Genomic DNA, 21,152 nt, shown 5'->3' on the forward strand with positions numbered 1-21,152 from the left:
ATTACAAGAAGCAAATACGCCCCGACGGATTTCTGTCGGGGCGTATTTATTTTATATCCATGTGTTGGTGAATTCGAAGGTACGTAAAATTAGCGGGAAAACTGACGGACTCGCTTGATTTGTATATGCCGCGGATCTAACTTTCCATTCATTTAGAAAGTCTAGCAATCGAGGAATCGTTTTATGGCACAGCAGCGAACTATCGGAATAATCGGCGGCACCGGATTTTATGATATCCCAGGGATTAAGTGGGACGAGGATATTGAGATTGATACGCCCTTTGGAGCCCCGTCCGACGCGTATCGTCTCGGTACATTTAATGATTTAAAGATTGTCTTCCTGGCACGGCACGGGAGGCAGCATCATATTATGCCGTCCGAGATCAATGTGAAGGCAAATATCTATGGAATGAAATCGCTGGGAGTGGAATGGATTCTGACAACGTCCGCCGTTGGGAGCTTCCGGGAAGATCTTCCACCACAGGATATGGTCGTGGTAGATCAATTTGTGGACCGGACGAAAACCGGCGCCCGACACACGTTTTTTGGTGATGGAGTTATCGCGCATATCGGGTTTTCGCATCCGATTTGTGATGAACTCGCCACACATTTTTATAATGCCGGTAAATCGGTGACAGACAATATTCATAAGGGAGGCACATATTTGAATATTGAAGGACCGGCGTTTTCCACCCGTGCGGAGTCGATACTCTACAAATCATGGGGGATGGATGTGATCGGAATGACCAGTCTGGCAGAGGCCAAACTGGCCAGAGAAGCGGAAATGTGCTTCTCCACATTGGCTATTGTCACCGATTACGATAGCTGGCACGAGGGGCTAGATGCCGTTTCGACCACCGCTGTCATCGAAAATTTCCAAAAAGCGGTCGTAAAGGCCAGAGAAGTGGTTGCCGCTGCGCTCCAGGATTTTACTCTCCCCCGGGAGTGCAAATGTGAATCAGCACTGGAGGACGCCTTGCTCACTGACCCAGCCACAATACCATTGAAAAAGCGGCAGGATATGGGTGTAATTTTGGAGAAATATCTGCCAGAGGAGTAATATGGATCAGGGGCTCGGTGAAGTCGGAAAATGGATAATGAAGGCTGGCGGCATTTTGGTCGTAATCGGTGGTCTGCTGTGGGTTTTACGGGATGTCCCGTTGCTCCAAAAACTTGGGCAATTACCGGGAGATATCCGTATTGAAAAGGACAATTTTACCTTTTATTTCCCTTTAACCACTAGTATTTTAATTAGTCTAATATTGACCGGAATTTTATGGTTATTTAAGCGGTAATTAAACGAAGGATTAGGCAGCATTGGGACAGTTTAAAGCAGTTGATAGTCACACCGATTTTATAGATCTGGAGCACCGGATGCTCCGGTTCTGGGAGAACGAATCTATTTTCCAGAAACTGGTGAAAAAGAACGAGGATAAACCGCGCTGGTCGTTTCTGGACGGTCCCATTACTGCAAATAATCCGATGGGTGTTCACCATGCCTGGGGACGGACATACAAGGATCTGTACCAGCGATATCATGCCATGAACGGGCACCAGCTCCGGTATCAGAATGGATTCGATTGCCAGGGATTATGGGTGGAAGTGGAAGTGGAAAAGGAACTCGGCTTCGAAAACAAGCGGGATATCGAAGAGTACGGGATTGATCGCTTTGTCCAGAAGTGCAAGGAACGGGTGATTAAGTATTCCGAGGTCCAGACGGAGCAATCCATCCGCCTGGGATATTGGATGGACTGGGATAACTCGTACTATACGATGTCCGAAGAAAATAATTACACCATCTGGCACTTCCTGAAACAGATTAACGAGCGGGACATGCTGTACCAGGGGGAAGATGTGATGCCATGGTGTCCGCGTTGCGGAACGGCGCTTTCTGAGCATGAGATTGCCACCGAGGGATATAAAGAGATCACCCATCCCAGTATTTATGTGAAGTTTCCGCTGGTGGATCGGGAGAACGAATCGCTCCTGGTCTGGACAACAACTCCGTGGACGTTGTCCTCGAATGTGGCAGCCGCGGTTAAAGAAGATTTGGATTATATTAAAGTCTCGGATGGTGAGGAAGCGATTTATCTTGCCAAAGAACGCCAGGAAATCCTTGATGACAAGTGGGAGATTGTTGAGGAACTGAAGGGCAAAGAGCTTCTCGGTCTTCAGTATGAGGGGCCCTTTGATGAACTCCCGGTACAAGAGGGCATTGAGCATAAGGTTATTCCCTGGGAGGAAGTAAGCGAGGATGACGGTTCCGGTATCGTGCATATTGCTCCCGGTTGCGGTCGTGAGGACTTTCAGCTGAGTAAAGAATTCGACCTCGCTGTAATTGCACCATTGGACGAAGCCGGAGTGTATCTCGAGGGGTTCGACTGGTTGTCGGGACAGGCCGCAGCAGACATTACGAAAGATATTTTCAAGAATTTGAAGGAAAAAGGCCGGCTCTTTCACCGGGAGCAGATCACACATAGATATCCGGTGTGCTGGCGTTGCGGTACGGAAGTGGTTTTCCGGCTTGTGGACGAGTGGTTTATCGATATGGATGAAATCCGATACGATATTATGGAGGTGGCTAAGCAGATAAACTGGATCCCGTCCTACGGTCTTGACCACGAGCTGGATTGGCTCCGGAACATGGATGACTGGAACATCTCCAAAAAGCGTTACTGGGGGCTGGCACTGCCGATTTGGGAGTGTGATGATTGCGATACCTTTTCCGTCGTCGGAAGTAAAGGTGAATTGTATGAAAGGGCGGTGGAAGGCTGGGATAAATTCGAGGGACACACACCGCATAAGCCGCATATTGACAAGGTGAAAATCGAGTGCGAAGAGTGTGGCGGGCAAATGACCCGGGTACCGGATGTGGGGAATCCGTGGCTGGATGCGGGAATTGTTCCGTATTCCACCATGCACTATTTGACCAATCATGAGTATTGGGAAAAGTGGTTCCCGGCGGATTTCGTCACCGAAAGCCTTCCTGGACAGTTCAGAAACTGGTTCTATTCCCTGCTGGCTATGAGTACGGTACTGGAAAATGAGCCACCGTTCAAGACGCTGCTGGGGCATGCACTTGTCAAGGATGAGCACGGTGAAGAGATGCACAAAAGCAGTGGAAACTCCATTCCCTTTGATGAAGCGGCCGACCACATGGGCGTCGACGTGATGCGGTGGATTTATGCCACTCAGAATCCCGTGCAAAACCTCAATTTCGGCTACAGCATTGCCGATGAAATCCGAAAACGTATCCTGACGCTCTGGAATACGTATTCATTTTTTGTGACCTATGCCAATATCGACGAATTCCATCCGGAAGAAAATTTTATTCCGGTGGAAGAGCGCTCCGAACTGGATCGCTGGGCAATCGCCAAACTGCATCAGTTAATTCAGACGGCGCACAAAGCCTATTCCGAGTTCAACGTGGCGATGTTTATGCGTGAGTCGGAGCGGTTTATTGATGATTTGAGTAACTGGTACGTGCGACGGAGCCGCCGTAGATTCTGGCGCAGTGAGAACGATACGGATAAATACAGTGCTTATCATACGCTGTACGAGTCGTTGGTCACGCTGTCGAAATTGTTGGCGCCGGTTGTCCCGTTTTTCACCGAAGAGATGTACCAAAACCTGGTAACCGATATTGCCAATGATGCATCGGAAAGCATTCATCTGACGGCTTTTCCTGATGCAGATGAGGCATTGATTGACGAGGTTCTCATCCGGGAAATCGATACGGTAATTAAGGTGGTCAGCCTTGGTCGCGCAGCGCGGAATAAGGCGAACATTAAGGTGCGTCAGCCATTGCAGAATATGCAGATTAAGCCGCGGTATAGCTATGAGGTCGATGCGATCCATAATCTTGAAAAACAGATATTGCAGGAACTGAATATTAAGTCCCTGGAAGTGGTGGAAGAAATTGACGAATTAGTGGAGTATAAAGTCACACCAAATTTCAGTGCTATCGGAAAAAAATACGGCAATCTGGTACCACAGATTAAAGCGGCGCTTGAAAAAACGGACCAGGAGGCCGTCGCCAAACAGGTGGAGGACGGCAGTTCAGTGACGTTGGAACTGGACCAGGAGTCCGTAGCCCTGTTGCCTGAGGAGATTGATGTGGAGACGGTAGAACCGGAAGACCTTGCCGTTGTTGAAGACGTCGGGTATCTTGTGGCCATTGATACAGAGATCACCGAAGTACTTAAAAAAGAAGGGATGGTCCGGGACCTGGTACGATATGTCCAAAATATGCGGAAGGAGGCCGGATACCAGGTTGAAGATCATATCCGGGTAGGCTATAAAGCGGCAGGGGATCTGAAAGAAGCATTGGAAGAACATGCGGAATACTTTGGAAATGAGGTGCTGGCTGACGAACTTTCATCTAATAATATTGTCGGGGATTATACGGAAACCTTTACTGTCGGAGATAATGAAATTCAAGTAACGATTGAGCGAGTCTAACAGGAGCAAAGGAGTATATAAGGGATGGAGCAGAAGCAACTGGAATATTTTAAGGATATTATCCTGAAAAAGAGGAAAAAATTGCAGGAAGAACTGGAAGCTATTCGAGAGAATGCGACGAGCGATTCTTCAACCGGATCCAGCGATTCCACCTACGCATATCATATGGCCGATGTCGGTACCGATGCCCAGGAAAGGGAGAAAGCATTCCTCTGGTTAGCGCGCGAAAATAAATACCTATCCCATCTGAATGCGGCACTGGAGCGGATTGAGAGCGGTGAGTACGGTTATTGCGCCTCCTGTGGTGAAGCTATCAAAAAAGAACGTCTTGAAGAAGTGCCGCATACTACCCATTGCGTTGCATGTAAAAACCGCGAACGGCGGTGATCAACTCTTAAAATGAGTGTATAAATCCTGTATTTTCCCCCCTGTCTTAATAATTCCGCTGTAGCAGCACAACTTCGTGGTTATCACTCAATAATTGCTTCAGCTCAGGTCACGCTGAAGGGTTCGTGAGCAGCGGAAACCGGTAGAATTCCGGTAATTATAATGAAAATATGTGATTTATCTGATACATTGTCTTCATAAGAGAAATTATATTTATGAAGGACAATATCGAGAATACCACGGAAGCAGAGACCATATATATCACAGTACCGCCAAAACGAAAGGACGGGGAGCGCGTCGATAAATACCTCTCCCGTGCAATTCATCAGGTCTCCCGGTCCCAACTACAGCAATTAATTGATGATCATCAGGTTTTAGTCAACGAAAACCCGGTGAAGCAGAGTTACAGTATTTCCCCAGGCGATGAAATTCGCGTTACCATTCCTGAAAAGCCATCATTGGAAATAGAGCCGGAACCCATTCCGCTGGATATCATTTATGAAGATGCCAGGATGATTGCCGTCAATAAAGAGCCGGATATTGTGGTGCATCCCGGCGTCGGCAATAGTACCGGTACACTTGTGAACGCATTGCTGCACCACACCGAAAAACTGGCAGAGACCGATAGCGAAATCCGCCCAGGGTTGGTGCATCGCCTGGATAAGGAGACCTCGGGCGTGTTACTGGTAGCCAAAGATGAGGAAACGCACCGGCGGTTATCCCGGCAGTTTGAGGATCGTGTGGTGGAGAAAGAATATCGGGCATGGGTGTGGGGTAGACCGAAGCGGTCAACCGGGACCATCCGGAAAGCCATCGGGAGGCATCCCAGAGATCGGAAAAAATTTGCGCCCCAACCCCAGGGGAAGCGGGCGGTGACTCATTATGAAGTGCTGGAAGATCACGACATTACAAGCCTGCTCCAACTTCGGATTGAAACCGGACGGACACACCAGATCCGGGTGCATTGTACCAGCATGGGACACCCGGTTATCGGGGATTCAATGTATAACGGTCGTTCGAAGCGTTTAAAGTCGCTGGCCGTCTCCGATCGGAAGTGGGGGGCGCGGCTCCTGGAGATCCTGAATCGCCAGGCGCTGCACGCATTCAGGATCGGGTTTAACCATCCATGGACGGGCAAATGGATGGAGCTGGAGGCGCCATTGCCCGAAGATTTTATCAAGGCTCACGAATTAATGGAGGAGCGCAAACGCGTTCTATTCCAGGCATGAATTTGTTAACGGATCTAAAAACGGATTTTCTCACTTCCTTGGAGGAGAAACGATTCTCCCCCCATACTATTCGAGCATACAAGGAAGACCTCAGTCAGTTTCTTGAATTTTGCCAGGAATATTTCGGTGTGGATAAGATGAAACAAGGCGATGTGGATAAAACCACCGTGAGGCATTTCCTCGGAAAGTTGGTGGAAGACGGAATCAGCCGGAAATCTATTGCCCGAAAACTGGCCGCGCTGAAATCCATGTATGGCTGGGCGGTCAAAACAGATCGCGTGAACAAAAATCCGACGGTGACCATCAGTACGCCAAAGGTAAAGAAAACGCTGCCAAAATACCTGGGCGAAACGGAAATTACCGCTATTATGGAAAGTCCGGATACGTCCGTATTCATTGGGGCCAGGGACAGAGCCATTTTAGAATTGTTTTATAGCACCGGAATGCGAATCAGCGAGCTGGCGCAGCTTTCACTGGAACAGATTAACCGGCGAAAGCAGACAATTCGGGTACATGGTAAAGGGAGTAAGGAACGCATTGTCCCGTACTCCGATATTGCGGATGAAACACTTGAACATTACTTCGATAAGCGGAAACGAAAATTTAAAATACGTAAATATACGAACGCCATGCCGGTGTTCGTGAACAATCGGAACCGACAGATTTCCGACAGGCAAATTCGTAATCGCGTTACGAAATATCTCACCGAAGTGAGCGAACAGAACAATGTGTCGCCCCATACGTTGCGCCATTCCTTCGCGACACACCTGCTTGACCATGGGGCAGATTTGCGGGCAGTCAAGGATCTGCTGGGACACGAAAGTCTGTCGACCACTCAAATCTATACTCATGTAAAAGTTGGAAAAATGAAGGAGGTGTATAAACAGGCACACCCGAGAGCGGAGTAGGAGTATTCCTTTCACTATATATGCGTAAACCGGTAAGAATGAGGAGGCTGTGATGCAATTAGAATTGACCGTACGCCATTTTGAATTATCGGATAATTATAAAGAATATGCTTTACAGGAAGTTGAAAACCTGTCCCAGTATTGGGATCGAATTGTCGATGGTCAGATTGTCTTTGATCAGGAAGGCAACGATTATATGGTGGAGGTCATACTACGCGTATCCGGAAAAACACTGGCTGTCAGCGCTCAACAGGGTGATGTCATGAAAGCAATTGATGATGCCGTAAATAAAATGCGGCGACGGTTGAAAAAATATAAAGGGAAAATAATCAGTCATTCTTAAGGAAACGATTGAGTAAAAAAATCACACTCGCAGAATTCCTGGAAAACCAGGGCGAAACCCTCTCACTGACCCACCTGAATGGCGATGTGAGCCTGAAGCGGGAGATTACAACCGCTCAAATGAACCGCCCCGGCCTGGAACTGGTGGGATACTGGGACTTCTTTGTCCCGGATCGCATCCAGATCTTTGGCAATAAGGAAATGGCGTTTCTGACTACGCTGCCGGACGAGGACGTCCACAATATGATCTCCCGGTTTTTCCGGATGAATGTTCCGTGCGTCATCTTTGCCAACAGCCTTGAGCCAGCGGATGTCGTTATCGACCTTGCCGAAGAACACAACATCCCGATTCTCCAGACCACACTGTCCGCCACGGACTTTATGAGTCAGGCGAATGAGGTACTGAGCAGCAGATTTGCGCCCTCCACCAATATCCATGGTAGCATGGTGGATATCTATGGTATTGGCGTGATTTTTACTGGCAAAAGTGGTATTGGCAAGAGCGAGGTCGCCCTGGATCTTGTAGAGCGGGGGCATCGATTGGTCGCGGATGACCTTGTGAAGGTGCGCAGAGAGGCCTCACAAGTACTAATCGGCAGCGGACACGAATTGCTTGAGCATCATGTGGAAGTCCGGGGGGTTGGCGTTATTGATGTCCGCCGGCTTTTTGGTATCCGGAGTATCCGGGCGCAAAAGCGGCTGGAAGTGGTAATCGAACTGACCGAGTGGGACGACGATGTAAATTACCAGGATCTCGGGATCGATGACGAGTTTACCGATATCCTTGGTGTGGAGATACCACTGATAAAACTGCCGATTTTCCCCGGGAAGAATATTACAGTCATCAGCGAAGTAATTGCGCTGAATCAACTCCTGAAACTCTATGGTGAAAATCCTGCGAAAGAGTTCCAGGCGGAGTTAATGAAAAAACTCGAAGAACAATCAAATCTCCGAGAATATCTTAGCCGGGATTTTGAATAGTGGATAAACAGCGGAAAATGGAGCTCCTGGTTGGGGCAACAGTCATCATTGGGGTAGTGGCAGTCATCTCAGTTATTTTGTGGGGCCGAGGCGCACTGTTTAGCAGTAAATCCCAGGAACTTACCATGAAATTTGCCCAGGTAGGTGGGTTGACGGCTAGCGATATTGTCAGTGTATCCGGGGTGAATGTCGGTCGGGTCAAGTCGTTGGAGATTATCCAGGATTCCGTCTTGGTCAAGGTTCGTGTGAATAAGAATATCTCGGTACGCGAAGACGCAAGTGCGGCAATTGTGAATGCTGAATTAATGGGCGGAAAGAAGATCGATCTCAGTCCGGGCCGGGCCAGAAGAGCACTGCCCCAAGGAAAGGTGATCACCGGTGAATACGTGCCGGGGATTATGGATTTGGCGGGAGTTTTGGAAGATCGCGAGGACGATTTTGATACGCTGTTATCCGATCTCCTTGTGACTGTCCGTAGTTTAAAAGAGGTTCTCGGAGCTGATACTGCTGATTCCGAGAGAAATCTGCGATCCGTGATGGAGAACGTCGCATCGACCACCGGGCAGGTTGATACACTGATGCGGGTCAACGCCAGGGCGATTAAAACCACCGTGGAAAATCTGGAGGAAAGTTCGAGGATCCTTCGGAATTTCCTTGGGACGGAAGAGGACCGGGCCAAAACTCTCTTGGCAACCAGTGAATCTCTCGCAAATAAAGTTAGTACTTTATCTGACTCCACCCAGGTTTTGATTGATAAAATGAATAATCCGAATACGAGTATTGGCCGACTGGTTCAAAATGACTCATTGTACCGCCAACTCAGCCATTCGGTCGTCTCATTAGACTCACTTATTATCGATATAAAGAAAAATCCAAAGAAATATCTGAATGTTAAAGTCAGTCCTTTTTAACCGATTGAAGACATAGGGGAGTTAAAGGATGCGCGCAATTATACCGGCAGCCGGCAGAGGAACGCGACTTCGGCCTCACACTCATACTTTACCGAAGGTCCTGTTAAATGTTGCAGGCAAACCCATTATCGGACACATCATCGAAGGATTACAGAAAGACGGAATCGATGAGTTAACCGTCATTATCGGCTACCAGGGAAACAAAGTATCCGATTACATTGATTCCACGTTTGACCTCCCAACGAAATACGTATGGCAAGAAGAACGCAAGGGATTGGGACATGCCGTTGGAATGGGACTTGAAGATTCTGACGAACCCGCACTTATTCTACTGGGTGATACCATTTTTGACGCAGATTTTTCCGATATACTCGAGGTCGACGGAACCACTATTGGCGTAACGGAAGTGGAAGATCCGAGACGATTTGGTGTAGTGGAAGTGGAAAATGATTATGTGTCCGGACTGGTAGAAAAGCCGGACGATCCGCCATCGAACCTCGCACTGGTCGGCATTTACAAAATCGCCAGCCAGCGGCAGCTGAAAGCAGCCATTGATGAAATCGTGGAAAAAAACATTACCACCAAGGGTGAATACCAACTGACAGATGCCCTCCAGGTCATGATTGATCACGGAGAAAAAATCAGGGTATCGAAGGTCGCCGGCTGGTACGATTGCGGGAAAAAAGGGACACTCCTGGAAACCAACCGATATCTGCTTGAGAAAATGGACAATGATATTTCTATAGAAGGGTGTACCGTTATTCCGCCAGTTTATATTGGGGAAAATTGCGAAATATCAGGTAGTATAATCGGACCCTACACGACCATTGATGATAATTCTGTGGTAGAAGCGTCAATTATCCGTAACTCCATTGTCGGTCCTCAGGCAAAATTATCAGGCTGTAATCTGGCAGGCTCCTTGATTGGGGAAGCGGCCGTGGTTCATGGTATGGTTCAACATCTGAATGTCGGCGACCATTCTGAAATTGATTTTGGTTGATTACTCACCCGGAAATCCTTAATCTTTTAACCTTTTTACGAAACTAATAAGCAAGGAGTACTTTCACCAATGGCGTCATACCTGTTTACTTCAGAGTCGGTAACGGAAGGACATCCCGATAAAATCGCCGATCAGATTTCGGATAGCGTTTTAGACGCTATACTCGATGAAGATCCCCGGGGCCGCGTGGCTTGTGAAACGTTTGTTTCAACTGGATTAGTTCTGGTTGGCGGCGAAATCACCACAGATATCTATGTGGATATTCCGGACCTGGTTCGCGGCACAATTAAGCGCATCGGGTATATTGACGCATCGATGGGATTCGACTATCAGACCTGTTCTGTGCTGACCGCAATCGGGAAGCAATCCCCGGATATTGCTCAGGGTGTGGATGAAGACGAGGGGCTTCACAAAGAACAGGGTGCTGGCGATCAGGGTATGATGTTTGGATATGCCGTCAATGAGACGGACGAATTAATGCCACTCCCGATCCAGCTGGCGCATCAGCTGACAAAGCAGTTATCCGTGGTGCGACATGAGGGAACTCTGCCATATCTCAGACCTGATGGCAAATCCCAGGTATCCGTCCGATACGATGGAAATTCGCACAAACCGATCTCTGTGGATACAGTTGTTCTTTCCACCCAGCATGATGAGGCGGTGGGACTTGACCAGATCAAGAAAGATTTGCTAAAGCATGTGATTAAACCGGTGCTTCCTGAGAACCTGACTGACTATGATAAACTGGTGACCCACATCAACCCCACCGGTCGGTTTGTCATTGGTGGCCCCATGGGCGATGCCGGATTAACCGGCCGAAAAATTATCGTTGATACCTATGGTGGTTCAGCACCGCATGGCGGCGGAGCTTTTTCTGGAAAAGACCCGTCAAAAGTCGATAGGTCTGCCGCCTATGCTTCCCGGTACGTGGCAAAAAATATTGTCGCCGCTGGATTAGCCGATCGCTGTACCGTGCAACTGGCCTATGCAATCGGCGTCGCGGACCCGGTCTCGGTGCTGATTGACACTCACGGCACCGGGAAAGTAGATAATGCACAACTGACTGAAGCCGTCCATGAACATTTTCCGCTCAAGCCGCACGATATAATTACCCATTTAAATCTGTTACGTCCGATTTACCGAAAAACGGCCGCCTACGGGCATTTCGGCCGGGATGAATTTCCCTGGGAGAAAACGGACAAGGCAGAGGAACTTGCACAATTACTGTAAAGGAGATCAGAGTGAACCACGATATCAAAGATAAAAATTTAGCAACCGAAGGAAAAAAACGGATTGAATGGGCGTCGGAACAGATGCCTGTGCTGGCCTCTATCCGGGAACGCTTTGAGAAGGAAAAACCACTTGAAGGGAAGAAGATGTCAGCCTGCCTGCACGTGACGGCAGAAACGGCGAACCTGATGCGAACACTGAAAGCGGGTGGCGCCGATCTCGTGTTATGCGCGTCGAATCCGCTCTCCACGCAGGATGATGTCGCGGCGTCGCTGGTGGAGGATTACGGCATTCGCGTTTATGCAATTAAGGGAGAAGATAACGATACCTACTATGAACATATTGAAGCCGCCATTGCCAACGATCCGGTGATAACCATGGATGACGGCGCCGATTTGGTTTCGACCATTCATTCCGATCATCCGGAAATGACCGATCAGATTGTGTGTAGTATGGAAGAAACGACCACGGGCGTTATTCGGCTCCGTGCTATGGCGAAAGACGGTGCGCTGAAATTTCCGGTAATTGCAGTCAACGATGCGGACACGAAGCATTTGTTCGATAACAGGTACGGAACTGGCCAGTCGACCATTGATGGAATTATCCGTGCGACAGATATCCTGTTGGCTGGAAAAAATTTCGTTGTAGCCGGTTACGGCTGGTGCGGCCGTGGACTTGCCATGCGCGCCAAGGGTATGGGCGCCAACATCATCGTGACTGAAGTCGATCCCCTGCGGGCACTTGAGGCTGCCATGGATGGCTACATGGTCATGCCAATGAATGATGCAGCTAAAATCGGTGACGTTTTCTGTACTGTGACCGGCGATATTCACGTGGTGGCTGAAGAGCACTTCCATCTGATGAAGGACGGCGCAATAGTGGCGAATTCCGGTCATTTCAATGTGGAAATTGATCTGGATGCGCTGAAGGAATCCGCCTCCTCCGTGCGGAAGGATGTCCGCGAATACGTGGATGAATATATTATGGATGACGGCCGGTCGATTTATGTACTCGGCGACGGTCGCCTGATTAATCTTGCTGCGGCAGAAGGTCATCCGGCCAGCGTTATGGATATGAGTTTCGCCGTGCAGGCGCTGACCAGTGAGCACGCTATCCAGCAGACTGATATGGAAGCCAAAGTCTATTCCGTTCCGGAGCAGATTGACAAAGACGTGGCCAGACTGAAGCTTGCGGCAATGGATATCAACATTGATACCCTGACGGAAGAGCAGGAAAAATATCTGGCATCCTGGCAAATGGGGACATGATTTCTGGAACCTACAGGCTTTTTCACGCTGTTTTTTCGGCGGATCTTTAGTTATTATACATAGGTCTGGAATTAACCCAATCTAACCTGACATCAGTCTTGAGCGGGAGCCTGTGTGAAAGCACGTCTTTTTCCCATTCTAATAGTGGGCATTGTTCTGTTTTTTACCGGCTGTTTTAAGAAGCCGGTTGCACCCGAATTACCAGCATGGCAAACCCCGCTCAATTTTCCGCTGTTGGAGAAGATCTACGACCTGACGGATCTGCAGAATGACAGTACAATTACGGTTACCGATACCTCCCTCGGACATCTCACATTTGTCTTCAGCGATACCATGGAAAGTGTTGGGATTTCCAGTCAGGATCTACAATTTGATGCCGGTCCACCCATCACTGTTCCGGCGCTGGATGTACCTTCGGGTAATCTGGGTGTTACTCAGAATTTATCCGAGATAGATCAGACCCCGGATGCAATGTCCGATCTCGAGGAAGGAGACACGCTCCGGTTTTTTCCTGCGACACAGCTCGCCGATGAGACAGATACCCTGAATATCGCTTTACCCCCGGACGTCCCGTTTTTTAAAACAATTACCCGGTATACTGTCGATGAAGGGGAGATTACCTTTGAGATAGATAACCAAACACCGCTTACGTTGGATACCGTTCAGATCACGCTTTCACGCCTCGACGGTACAATGATTCAACAGTCGCTGAACAGCACACCTCCGTATACAGTTACGAATGTCGTGATGGACCTCTCCGGGAAAGAAATGACGGACGTCCTTCGAGTTCATATCTACCTCACGAATGAATCGGTGACCAATGAGGTACTCAGGAGTTCCCCGTCTATTACTGTACAGCCGAGTATAAATATCACCAATATCCGAAACGTGACCGGTGTAACCAAAGACACCACTTATACTGATACGCTGAATTTCCCCTTTCAGAACCCCGGTGTGCGTCTCAGAAGAGGGGTGTTGCATAATTTTCTCGGTACGCCGGTCGAACATGATTCCAATGCCATGTCGCTCCGGAACTGGATGAATTATGTGCCCGCCGACTTTAATATGGAACTGGAGTTTAAAAATATTTACCAGCCTAATCATCCACCACAAACACCAGTGACTTTGTATGATACACTTTTAGCGGGAACGTATGATCCTGCAGGGAACCAAATGGTCCCGAGCGGACTTGCCGCTCAGGAACAATACCCGTTTTCGCTGAGTCGTGACACCATCCGGGCGGAACAGCGAAACCGCTTTCTTGATTCCATGGAAGTGATTGTCCGGATGCATCAAATCGGTTCGGACCAACCGCAGTCCAGCGTTGGTGAGCAGGTGACGCTAAAATTTCCCATAGAAGAGACAATTACCGGCCAGGTCGAAGTGGAACCGATGCAGTTCGACCGGATGGTAGCCGCAATTTACAAGAGTTTTCCACCGATCAAGCAGACTATTGATAAAATCCCGGAAGGATTCTCCGGACTGGGGTTTCAGAAGGTACGGCTTATCACCAATTTCTATGACCAGATCCCGATTGATACGGTACTGCTTAATATCAATTTTACCGGCCACAGCGCGGAAGCTGGGCTCCGGGAATTGGATGTGAGAGATATTCCGCTGGCCACACCCTCCAATACACCAACAGGTTCGGCTGACTTTGCCGGTACCGAGATTATCTTCGGGGCGGACTCGGTCGTTCGTGTATTTCATGGCGGCGTTTTTATCACAGAACGCCAGACCAACCTGGCAATCCAGGATTTGGTCAATGATGTTCCGGATAGTATAAGTGTGACGGCCAATGCTACTATGAATGGGGAAGCCACACTCATGCCAGGCGATTCACTGTGGGGAAATTTCGCTATGGAAGCACCATTCTTTGTCTCAATTAAGGATACCATGCGATTTATTCCCGTGGACAGCACCAGAATAGACACGCTGCAACCTGATACCAGAGACCAGCTGAGAGAGACACTACAGGCCATCGAACTCCGTACCACGATAACAAATCATCTGGGTTTTCAGGGGGCGATGTCGCTGTTGGTCTCAGATAAGGGGTTGTTCCCGTTGCTGGGAGATGATAACCAGTCCGATTCAACCTTCCAGGTGAGAAATGATTCCCTGTATATTAACAACAGCAGCAAAGCATTCAGCTACATTGATACGTTGTTTACCGTAACCTTGCCGGCCATCTCGCGATTTTCTGACCCCGAACCTGGGGACAGTGTCGATTATAACTATGTGGTCGAGAGCGGGGTGACGTCGGACACAACCATGATTTTCCGGGCTGCCGATACCACAAAGGTCAATATTTTGACTAGCGATAAAATCTATTATATCAAACCGTTGATTGAATTCTATCCTACGCCGGAGCCGATCTCCGTTCGACCGGCAGATTACCTGGAATTTAACTCGCGGGTGACTTTTCTCATCCAGATTGGCGAACCTTCCCAAGAGGAATGATGCGTCGAATCATACTCATAGTATTTGGAGGAGTGTTGTTTCCGGTCTTGCTGGCGGGGCAGGCACGTCAAAACGCCGTAGTGACCAGCCTGGCAGGCACGTACACGACGCATAGCCGGGGAGTGGATGCCGTGGGATGGAATCCGGCAAATCTGGGGTTCCCTGAAGAGCGTCCCTTTTCCTGGTCACTGGTAAATATTAACGGCGCCGCCCATAACAACGCCTTCTCCATAGCACAATACAACAGATTCAGTGGTGCGAATCTGGAAAACGAGAATCGTAAAACAGATTTGCTGGAATCTATTTCCAGCGATGGATGGCGCTGGACAATGGATATGCATACCTCCGTCCCGGGGATCTCTTTCTCAGTAACGAACTGGGCATTTACCTCCGATCTAATCGTACTCAACGACATCAGCATCCCCAAAGATCTCTTTAAATTTCTCTTCACCGGGAATACGGAGAACGATTCCCTGGTATTCGATTTTTCACAGGAAACGCTGGCCCTGGGGATGCATTCTTTCTCGTTCGGGATGCCGTTTCAGGCGTTTTCTCTGGGAATTTCGTTAAAATATCTGAATGGTCTGTATTATAGCGGAATGACTTATCAGGAGGGGGCTTTGTATACCACTCCGGAGGCAATTACCGGAGTGATGCATTATCAGGAGCAGGAGGCCGTTGGTGGTAATGGTGTTGCTGTGGATATTGGGGTAACAACGCGGGAGCGGGAGGACTGGCAGTTCGGCATGGCGATTAATAACCTCGGTGGCAAGATGAAGTGGGGAAAAGCGACACCGACCGCCCGATTTGTTTCAGGAACGCTGAGTCAATTGCTCCCCATCGACGAGATCGCCCGGACCACCAATCATTTTTATGGACTGGATAGTCTGAACGGTGAATCGCTTTATCGGAAAGATATGAGTGACCTGGTGATTGATAGTGTCTCTGTCATGGAAGGCACCGAACAGTTCACCGTAAAATATCCGACAATGTTTCGCTTCGGCGGCTCGTATGCCCTTCCGGACTATTACCTGAAAGTGATGATGGATTTCCGCACAGGGTTCGAAGATCGATTCTTTGCCCGGAATCGTTGGGTTTGGAGTACCGCCCTGGAATGGCGGAGAAAACCGTGGCTCCCAATCAGGACCGGGATCGCCTGGGACGGCAGCAGTTTTACCCAATGGGGATTAGGTCTCGGTTTTGAGACCGAATTGCTGGAACTGAACCTCGGTTTATCCTTCGAACGGGGGATGTGGATTCATACACTGAAGGGGATGACCTTTTCCCTTGGGATGACGTACAGAATACTACCTGACTAGTACTTTGCTGTTTATTTCGGGGTTCGAATTAACAGAATAATCCCGCCGATAATAAAAATGATATTGCCCATCCAGACAGAGAGCATTGGTGGCAGTAATCCCTGAAATCCCATTACCTGCCCCACCTTGATAATCGCATAATACGTAAAAATGATAAACAGGCTCAGCCCTGCGCCGAACGCCAACCCTCCCTTCCGCTGGGTCGCAACCAGCGGTAAGCCAAAGAGGACAACGACAAAATTGGTAAACGCAAAAGCAATTTTATAGTATAGGTTGACTTCCCATTTCCGTGGATCGATACCCAGGGAACGCAACTGTTCGATAAATTCAGACAGCTCACCGTAATCCATCTTTGCCGGATCAAGGGCTTCCTTTAAGATCTCCTGTGGTTTGACCTGAAGCGCGACATTCAACGTCCCGGGGCTCGATTCCACTACTCGTTCAGAATTCTGCTTTGTAAACGTGCGGACAACGTAATCCGTCACGAACCAGCTCGACGACGAATCGATATAAAATATTTTTTCGGCATCAATGCGTTTGGTAATTCGCCCCGATTCCAGATACTGAATAGAGGTTTGATTCCCCACCATACTGTTGCCATTGAATCGGTCAATAACCAGGTTGCGTTCCGGGGTATCCTGAATAAATATATCGTTACGCTGCAAATTCTGTTTCGGCGGCCGCTTATTAATATACTGGTCTTTGTACTCTTCCAGTTTTCGGTCCGTATGTACCTTCACCTGATCATCGAAGACAAACGAGCCACAACTCATGAAAAATGCAAAAATCAGAAGGGGGGCCGTAATTCGATACAGGCTTACGCCTGAGGCTTTCATTGCCGTGAGTTCGTTGTTTCTGGACAGGGTCCCAATACTAAAAATACTGGCTATCAGCATCGACATCGGCAGTGCAGTGCTGATGAAAAACGGGACGTTGAGTACATAATACGTTAAAATCTGCGAACGGTTCAGGCCGGCATCGATGAACTTATCAACGTTCTCAACCACATCAACAATCAAAAAGATAGTCAGAAAGGCGATCATCGAATAGAGGAATAGCGCAATAAACTTGCGTAACAGGTATTTGTCCAGGAGTTTCATCCCGGAAAACTACAATTCCCACCTTTGAAAGACAACGAAACTTTGCATGGGATTCCCGGCTGCAATCCCGGCGATAGCAAGTACCACTTTACTTTATCAGAGGACTTCTCTAACATATTTTCCGATTCGTTTGGAATTAAAATCCAACCACCATAATTGAAAAAAGTCCTTTCCATATTGATAGTGGCCCTGCTGCTTTTCGGAGCAGGAAAGCAATGTAGAGCGCAGAACCTTGAATTACCGCCGGTTATTCTCAAAGATGTCGAATTCTCAATGACGTTCTCTGACTTGCCTGATACCGCAGCACTAAAGATTACAGGAGACCAGATTGAAACACCGGATGAATTGTCGTTCCCCATTTTAGTCAATAATGAGTATACCCTTAGCGGGATACAATTGACTAAAACCGGCTCGCAAACAATTTATTGGACCGTGAATAATGTCCGATATTCCCAATCAGTTACTGTCCTGCCCGGTGTGCTCAGCCTGCTGCCACCATTGCTGGCAATCCTGATGGCATTGTTGACCAGGCAAATTCTGCTCTCTTTATTTGCGGGAATTTGGCTTGGGGCGATCTTCGTCTATGATTACTCCCTTCTTGACGGGTTGCTGCGACTGCTGGATACCTATTTAGTCGACTCCTTGACTGAGCCATCCCACGCGTCAATAATCCTGTTCACTTTGGCATTTGGAGGGATGGTTGGTGTCCTCGCCAAGAATGGGGGAATGCAGGGTATCGTTGACAAAATATCTAAATTGGCCTCCGGAAATCGCAGTGGCCAGCTCTCCACCATGGCGATGGGTTTGCTCATTTTTTTCGATGACTATGCAAACACTCTACTGGTCGGGAATACCATGCGGGTGCTCACCGATAAACTCCGAATTTCCCGGGAGAAACTGGCATATATCGTGGATTCCACGGCCGCGCCGGTCACGTCTATTGCTATCATCAGCACCTGGGTAGGCTTCGAAATCGGTTTGATGCAGGAAGCATTCGCCAGCGTCGGAATCCAGGAAAATATTTATTTCGTATTTATTCAGACGATTCAGTACCGATTTTATAGTCTGTTTGCGCTGGTATTTGTCTTTCTGGTGGCATATACCAGGCGTGATTTCGGGCCGATGTACAAGGCTGAACGACGGAGTATTCATACAGGAGCCGTCCTGAGCGACGGGGCCACTCCCCTTGCCGATACGTCCGAACTGGAAATTCCGGCGGGCATTCCGTATCGCTGGTATAATGCGATTATTCCTATCGGGGCAGTCATTTTCATCATGATTGCAGGGCTATTTTATAGCGGACTGCAATCGATGGATGGGACAATGTCGGTAAGACTGTGGGAGATTATCGGTGAAGCGGACTCTTTTCAGGTCTTGATTTGGGCTTCATTCGGGGGCTCTTTTGTCGCGATGCTACTTTCAGTCGGACAGCGAATAATGTCCATCTCCGAAAGTATCGAGGCTTGGTTAGGCGGAGCAAAGGCTATGATTCTTGCGGTTGCGGTACTGATTCTGGCGTGGGCACTCAGCAGGATATGCGGGGAAATTCAAACCGCGGAATATATCATCGAGATGACCGAAGGGCTCCTCCGGCCGGAATTGATTCCGGTGTTGACGTTTATCACTGCTGCCATTGTCAGCTTTGCCACCGGGACCTCGTGGGGAACGATGGCGATCCTGATTCCGATTGTAATCCCATTGATGGCAGAACTGCTCAGGGCTGAGGGGATTGAAACGACGGTCGACGCCCAGAGTTTTCTTGCGACCTTTGCGGCGGTACTTTCCGGATCAGTCTTTGGTGATCACTGCTCGCCGATATCAGATACAACCATCCTCTCCAGTATGGCCTCGGGCTCCGATCATATCGATCATGTGCGGACTCAGATTCCGTATGCCGTGACAGTGGGAATCATTGCGATACTGTTTGGTTATTTACCGGCTGGACTTCACTGGAACTGGCCGCTGTTCTTTGGCCTGGGATTAGCGAGCCTCATTGCTGTGATTCTTTTTATTGGAAAACAGGTAGAAGCCAGGGAAAATATTGAGATTTAATAAGGTGAATTACTATCCTTTGAATTTCATTCAAAGGCGGCTATTTAGGACTCACGATGGAAACCCGGTGTTGAATGATCCCATGGAAGAGCCTGAGTTGTTGTCCAGTATGAGTTTAACCTGCTCGATCTTTTTCTGCGTGGCCTTGGTGATAATAAATTTTTGGGCGCCGAGAGCAATCTCTTCACCAGAGCTCGGGATGCGCCCCAACCGGTCCTCCAGATAGCCGCTGATGGTTTCGTATTCACCATCCGGCAGGTCCAGGTGGAGAGTTTCGTTCAGGTAGTCGATTTCAGCCCGCCCGCTAATCACAAAGCCGTTGTCGATTTTCTTTACGGTCATTTCATCAAAGTCGAACTCATCCTCAAATTCACCGAAGAGTTCTTCCACGATATCTTCCACCGTGATTAGCCCGGCCGTGCCGCCATACTCGTCAATGACAATCCCGATACTGTTTTTATTCTCCTGAAACTCCCGGAGCATTTCACCGATATTTTTCGACTCCGGCACAAAGGTGGCGTCCTTGATGACTTCCTGGATCGTCTCATGTTCCTCGAACATATCGTAGAGGAAGATGACGCCGACGATTTTGTCTATGGTATCTTCATATACCGGTAATTTAGAATGCCCGGATTCCAGGAAGACTTCTTTGGCCTCCTGAATCGTGCGGTTTTTATCGATGGCGGAGATGTCGGTCCGCGGGGTCATGGCATCTCTGGCCGTTTGATTTCCAAATGAAAACAACTTGGTGATGAACCGTTTTTCGTGCTTGTCGATGACATCCTCCGAACCAACCCGGGTAAACAGCAGTCGGAGATCATCCTTCGAAAAGGCATCAGAAATCTTTTCTTCAGCGCTTGTCCACTTGGTTAGCAACCGGCTGTACCAGCCGGCGATCACCAGGAATGGATATAGCGGGTATCGGAGTCCCCTGAGCAACGGCGTAATTTTCAGTGTCAGCACGTTGGCACGCTCGCGAAAGATCGTTTTGGGTAAGATTTCCCCAAAGGTGAGTATAACAAGAGCTGTGAGAGCAATAACGGTAATTTCGTTAAAATATTCGATGAGGACGATAGTGGCAAACGAGGTCGCCATGATATTGGCGATATTTGTTCCTATCAGGGTAATGTTTAGAAAGGATGAGGGCTCGTTCAATAGCTTGCTGGCCTCCCGGGCTCCAGGCAAATCCTGCCGTTTCCAGACTTCGACTTGCATGGGGTTGGCTGAGACGTAGGCGATCTCGGCTCCGGAGAAAAACGCGGAAAGAATTAACCCAATCACAGCCAGCACTATTTCGAGCATCATAATATCTCCTCTATATTGCAGAGTATAATATCACCAAAGGCATCAAAAATCAACAGGATCGCCCTGAATTATCCATTGATATTTCTGGTTGACTGATACCAAAAATCCAGAATTAAGTCCGGGAAGACAGAGATTTACCTCCCGTGGCTCACGAATTTTTCATTACCGCTCTGAGCCCTGCCATTCGGCGTTTTCGGTTG

Annotated in this window: 17 protein-coding genes; 15 read left to right on the forward strand and 2 right to left on the reverse strand. The window is 48.6% G+C overall.

All coding sequences use genetic code 11. The features are described from left to right. Nucleotides 1–183: 183 nt before the first annotated feature. From mtnP to K9N57_15760, 14 genes are all read left to right on the forward strand, one after another. A complete protein-coding gene (mtnP, locus tag K9N57_15695; GenBank protein ID MCF7805628.1) occupies nucleotides 184–1,059 on the forward strand; it encodes an S-methyl-5'-thioadenosine phosphorylase in 876 nt (291 codons plus the stop codon). A gap of 1 nt (nucleotide 1,060) precedes the next feature. Next, nucleotides 1,061–1,294 carry a DUF2905 domain-containing protein gene (locus K9N57_15700; protein ID MCF7805629.1) on the forward strand — a complete coding sequence of 78 codons (234 nt, stop codon included), beginning with the start codon at nucleotides 1,061–1,063 and terminating at the stop codon, nucleotides 1,292–1,294. A gap of 79 nt (nucleotides 1,295–1,373) precedes the next feature. After that, nucleotides 1,374–4,460, forward strand: coding sequence for an isoleucine--tRNA ligase (gene ileS, locus K9N57_15705; protein MCF7805630.1), 3,087 nt, complete (start codon nucleotides 1,374–1,376; stop codon nucleotides 4,458–4,460). A 24-nt stretch (nucleotides 4,461–4,484) separates the two neighbouring features. Beyond that, complete coding sequence (locus tag K9N57_15710; GenBank protein ID MCF7805631.1) at nucleotides 4,485–4,847, forward strand: TraR/DksA family transcriptional regulator; 363 nt, start codon at nucleotides 4,485–4,487, stop codon at nucleotides 4,845–4,847. A gap of 215 nt (nucleotides 4,848–5,062) precedes the next feature. Next, on the forward strand, nucleotides 5,063–6,076 hold the full coding sequence (locus K9N57_15715) for an RluA family pseudouridine synthase (GenBank protein ID MCF7805632.1): 1,014 nt from the start codon (nucleotides 5,063–5,065) through the stop codon (nucleotides 6,074–6,076). A gap of 38 nt (nucleotides 6,077–6,114) precedes the next feature. Beyond that, the gene (locus K9N57_15720) at nucleotides 6,115–6,984 is read left to right on the forward strand and encodes a tyrosine recombinase XerC (protein ID MCF7805633.1); all 870 of its coding nucleotides are present in this window, start codon (nucleotides 6,115–6,117) and stop codon (nucleotides 6,982–6,984) included. 52 nt (nucleotides 6,985–7,036) lie between these two features. Further along, entirely contained in the window at nucleotides 7,037–7,327 is a 291-nt protein-coding gene (gene raiA / locus K9N57_15725; protein ID MCF7805634.1) for a ribosome-associated translation inhibitor RaiA, read from the forward strand. Nucleotides 7,328–7,335: 8 nt separating this feature from the next. Next, complete coding sequence (gene hprK / locus K9N57_15730) at nucleotides 7,336–8,307, forward strand: HPr(Ser) kinase/phosphatase (GenBank protein MCF7805635.1); 972 nt, start codon at nucleotides 7,336–7,338, stop codon at nucleotides 8,305–8,307. Beyond that, nucleotides 8,307–9,218 (forward strand): MlaD family protein, encoded by a 912-nt coding sequence (locus K9N57_15735; protein ID MCF7805636.1) that lies wholly within the window; start codon nucleotides 8,307–8,309, stop codon nucleotides 9,216–9,218. Before hprK ends, K9N57_15735 begins: the two co-directional genes overlap by 1 nt. 28 nt (nucleotides 9,219–9,246) lie before the next feature. Next, the gene (locus tag K9N57_15740) at nucleotides 9,247–10,218 is read left to right on the forward strand and encodes an NTP transferase domain-containing protein (protein MCF7805637.1); all 972 of its coding nucleotides are present in this window, start codon (nucleotides 9,247–9,249) and stop codon (nucleotides 10,216–10,218) included. Between the two features lie 69 nt (nucleotides 10,219–10,287). Then, on the forward strand, nucleotides 10,288–11,448 hold the full coding sequence (gene metK, locus K9N57_15745) for a methionine adenosyltransferase (GenBank protein MCF7805638.1): 1,161 nt from the start codon (nucleotides 10,288–10,290) through the stop codon (nucleotides 11,446–11,448). An 11-nt stretch (nucleotides 11,449–11,459) separates the two neighbouring features. After that, entirely contained in the window at nucleotides 11,460–12,716 is a 1,257-nt protein-coding gene (ahcY, locus tag K9N57_15750; protein ID MCF7805639.1) for an adenosylhomocysteinase, read from the forward strand. A 114-nt stretch (nucleotides 12,717–12,830) separates the two neighbouring features. Then, on the forward strand, nucleotides 12,831–15,176 hold the full coding sequence (locus tag K9N57_15755) for a hypothetical protein (GenBank protein ID MCF7805640.1): 2,346 nt from the start codon (nucleotides 12,831–12,833) through the stop codon (nucleotides 15,174–15,176). Next, nucleotides 15,173–16,495 carry a DUF5723 family protein gene (locus K9N57_15760; GenBank protein MCF7805641.1) on the forward strand — a complete coding sequence of 441 codons (1,323 nt, stop codon included), beginning with the start codon at nucleotides 15,173–15,175 and terminating at the stop codon, nucleotides 16,493–16,495. Before K9N57_15755 ends, K9N57_15760 begins: the two co-directional genes overlap by 4 nt. Before the next feature lie 11 nt (nucleotides 16,496–16,506). Here the strand turns inward: K9N57_15760 and K9N57_15765 are convergent, their stop codons facing one another. Further along, nucleotides 16,507–17,595, reverse strand: a complete 1,089-nt coding sequence (locus K9N57_15765; GenBank protein MCF7805642.1) for an LptF/LptG family permease — start codon at nucleotides 17,593–17,595, stop codon at nucleotides 16,507–16,509. Nucleotides 17,596–18,108: 513 nt separating this feature from the next. Here K9N57_15765 and K9N57_15770 point away from each other — a divergent pair. Continuing rightward, nucleotides 18,109–19,647, forward strand: coding sequence for a Na+/H+ antiporter NhaC family protein (locus tag K9N57_15770; GenBank protein MCF7805643.1), 1,539 nt, complete (start codon nucleotides 18,109–18,111; stop codon nucleotides 19,645–19,647). A gap of 51 nt (nucleotides 19,648–19,698) precedes the next feature. On the opposite strand, the gene K9N57_15775 is transcribed toward K9N57_15770, so the two are convergent. Beyond that, nucleotides 19,699–20,952 carry a hemolysin family protein gene (locus K9N57_15775; GenBank protein MCF7805644.1) on the reverse strand — a complete coding sequence of 418 codons (1,254 nt, stop codon included), beginning with the start codon at nucleotides 20,950–20,952 and terminating at the stop codon, nucleotides 19,699–19,701. Nucleotides 20,953–21,152 lie beyond the last annotated feature (200 nt).

The organism is Candidatus Neomarinimicrobiota bacterium (assembly GCA_021734025.1).
Lineage (GTDB): Bacteria > Fidelibacterota > JAANXI01 > JAANXI01 > JAANXI01 > JAANXI01.

Bases quoted from the DNA above. Each gene is read 5' to 3' on its own strand.
- mtnP (MCF7805628.1), top strand. From the start codon at position 184: ATGGCACAGCAGCGAACTATCGGAATAATCGGCGGCACCGGATTTTAT.
- K9N57_15700 (MCF7805629.1), top strand. From the start codon at position 1,061: ATGGATCAGGGGCTCGGTGAAGTCGGAAAATGGATAATGAAGGCTGGC.
- ileS (MCF7805630.1), top strand. From the start codon at position 1,374: ATGCTCCGGTTCTGGGAGAACGAATCTATTTTCCAGAAACTGGTGAAA.
- K9N57_15710 (MCF7805631.1), top strand. From the start codon at position 4,485: ATGGAGCAGAAGCAACTGGAATATTTTAAGGATATTATCCTGAAAAAG.
- K9N57_15715 (MCF7805632.1), top strand. From the start codon at position 5,063: ATGAAGGACAATATCGAGAATACCACGGAAGCAGAGACCATATATATC.
- raiA (MCF7805634.1), top strand. From the start codon at position 7,037: ATGCAATTAGAATTGACCGTACGCCATTTTGAATTATCGGATAATTAT.
- K9N57_15740 (MCF7805637.1), top strand. From the start codon at position 9,247: ATGCGCGCAATTATACCGGCAGCCGGCAGAGGAACGCGACTTCGGCCT.
- metK (MCF7805638.1), top strand. From the start codon at position 10,288: ATGGCGTCATACCTGTTTACTTCAGAGTCGGTAACGGAAGGACATCCC.
- K9N57_15760 (MCF7805641.1), top strand. From the start codon at position 15,173: ATGATGCGTCGAATCATACTCATAGTATTTGGAGGAGTGTTGTTTCCG.
- K9N57_15765 (MCF7805642.1), bottom strand. From the start codon at position 17,595: ATGAAACTCCTGGACAAATACCTGTTACGCAAGTTTATTGCGCTATTC.
- K9N57_15770 (MCF7805643.1), top strand. From the start codon at position 18,109: ATGGCATTGTTGACCAGGCAAATTCTGCTCTCTTTATTTGCGGGAATT.
- K9N57_15775 (MCF7805644.1), bottom strand. From the start codon at position 20,952: ATGATGCTCGAAATAGTGCTGGCTGTGATTGGGTTAATTCTTTCCGCG.